At 66.2% G+C, this 2275-nt stretch carries 3 protein-coding genes; 2 read left to right on the forward strand and 1 reads right to left on the reverse strand.

The genetic code is table 11. From position 1 onward, the window contains the following. A partial coding sequence (locus G3N94_RS41010; RefSeq protein ID WP_205799866.1) for a GntR family transcriptional regulator occupies positions 1–278 on the reverse strand: 278 nt, incomplete at its 3' end. A 126-nt stretch (positions 279–404) separates the two neighbouring features. Here G3N94_RS41010 and G3N94_RS41015 point away from each other — a divergent pair. Both G3N94_RS41015 and G3N94_RS41020 read left to right on the forward strand, forming a co-directional pair. Continuing rightward, positions 405–1688 (forward strand): 4-aminobutyrate--2-oxoglutarate transaminase, encoded by a 1284-nt coding sequence (locus tag G3N94_RS41015; RefSeq protein WP_205799867.1) that lies wholly within the window; start codon positions 405–407, stop codon positions 1686–1688. A gap of 76 nt (positions 1689–1764) precedes the next feature. Next, positions 1765–2275: aldehyde dehydrogenase family protein (locus G3N94_RS41020; protein ID WP_205799868.1), on the forward strand; the 511-nt coding region annotated here is incomplete at its 3' end.

A 2275-nucleotide genomic window follows, 5' to 3' on the forward strand; every position in this document is an offset into this window, starting at 1 on the left:
ATCTCGTCCGGCGCGCTGTCGTCGACGAACGTGCCGCGCCCGGTCGCCGAATTCACATAGCCTTCGAGCGAAAGCTGTTCGTAAACCTGCGTGACCGTGTTGCGCGCGATCCCGAGCTCGGCCGCGAGCAGCCGCGACGACGGCACGCGCGTGCCAGCGGGCAGCTCGCGCGACAGGATCGCCTGCTGCAGCAGTCGATGCAGTTGCCGGTAGATCGGCTGCGCGCCGCCGCGCACGAGGCGCTGCGCCAGCCAGTCCGACAACACGCTTGCCCGCATGATTGGCTCCTAACTATTTATTGAAATGGCTCTGATTGTCAGAGCCAAATGTGATTATAGTCGCCTCCATGGGCTGCCCAGGCGCCCGATTTTCTACCCACTGGAAAGAACATCAAGGAGATGACCGTGAAGAATGCCGACCTGCATGCCCGCAAGAACGCCGCAACCCCGCGCGGCGTCGGCGTGATGTGCGATTTCTACGCAGCCCGTGCCGAGAACGCCGAGCTGTGGGACGTCGAAGGCCGCCGTTTCATCGATTTCGCCGCCGGCATCGCGGTGCTGAACACGGGCCACCGCCACCCGAAGATCGTCAAGGCGATCGCCGACCAGCTGAACAACTTCACGCACACGGCCTACCAGATCGTCCCGTACGCGTCGTACGTCGAGCTGGCCGAGAAGATCAACGCACGCGCGCCGGGCGACTTCCCGAAGAAGACCGCGTTCTTCACGACCGGCGCCGAAGCCGTCGAAAACGCGATCAAGATCGCGCGCGCGGCGACCGGCCGTCCGGGCGTCATCGCATTCGCGGGCGGCTTCCACGGCCGCACGATGATGGGCATGGCGCTGACCGGCAAGGTCGCACCGTACAAGCTGAATTTCGGCCCGTTCCCGGGCGACGTGTTCCACGCGCCGTACCCGAACGCGCTGCACGGCGTGACGACGGCCGACTCGATCAAGGCGATCGAGATGCTGTTCAAGGCCGACATCGATCCGAAGCGCGTCGCCGCGATCATCTTCGAACCGGTCCAGGGCGAAGGCGGCTTCAACCCGGCGCCGGCCGAATTCGTGCGCGCGCTGCGCAAGATCTGTAACGAACACGGCATCCTGCTGATCGCCGACGAAGTCCAGACCGGCTTCGCGCGTACCGGCAAGCTGTTCGCGATGCAGCACTACGACGTGCTGGCCGACCTGATCACGATGGCGAAGAGCCTCGCGGGCGGCATGCCGCTGTCGGGCGTCGTCGGCCGTGCGGAAGTGATGGACGCGGCAGCCCCCGGCGGCCTCGGCGGCACGTACGCAGGCAACCCGCTGGCCGTCGCATCGGCGCACGCGGTGCTCGAGATCATCGACGAAGAGAAGCTGTGCGACCGCGCCACGCAGCTCGGCGACGTGCTGAAGGCGAAGCTGAACGCGCTGCAGGCCGACGTGCCGCAGATCGCTGACGTGCGCGGCCCGGGCGCGATGATCGCGGTCGAGTTCATGAAGCCGGGCACGGGCGAGCCGGACGTCGAGTTCACGAAGCGCGTGCAGGCGCGTGCGCTCGAGCGCGGCCTGCTGCTGCTCGTGTGCGGCGTGTACTCGAACGTCGTGCGCTTCCTGTTCCCGCTGACGATTACGCAAGCCGTGTTCGACGAAGCACTCGTGATCCTCGAGGAAGTGCTGAAGGAAACGGTCGGCGTGCCGGCCTGAAGTCCAGTCAACTGATCGCGCCGCCGCCGTCCATCCGGGCCGCGGCGGCCTTCGTCTCTGCAAAACAGACCCCATCATGAGCACTGTTCAAGAAACCCTTGCACTGAAGGATCCCTCGCTGTTCCGCCAGCAGGCTTACGTCAATGGCGCATGGCAACGCGCAGCGAACGGCGAGACGTTCGAAGTCCGCAACCCGGCGACGGGCGGCCTCGTCGGCACGGTGCCGGCGATGGGCGCAGCCGAGACGCGCCAGGCGATCGACGCTGCCAACGCCGCGTGGCCGGCATGGCGCAAGAAGACCGCGAAGGAACGTGCGGCGATCCTGCGCAAGTGGCACGACCTGATGATGGAAAACGCCGACGACCTCGCGCTGATCCTGACGACCGAGCAAGGCAAGTCGCTGGCCGAGGCGAAGGGCGAGATCGGCTATGCGGCATCGTTCCTCGAATGGTTCGCGGAGGAAGGCAAGCGCGTGTACGGCGACACGATCCCGACGCCGGCGAGCGACAAGCGCATCGTCGTGACGAAGGAAGCGATCGGCGTGTGCGCGGCGATCACGCCGTGGAACTTCCCGGCGGCGATGATCA

This window comes from Burkholderia sp. Ac-20353 (assembly GCF_017104785.1).
Lineage (GTDB): Bacteria > Pseudomonadota > Gammaproteobacteria > Burkholderiales > Burkholderiaceae > Burkholderia.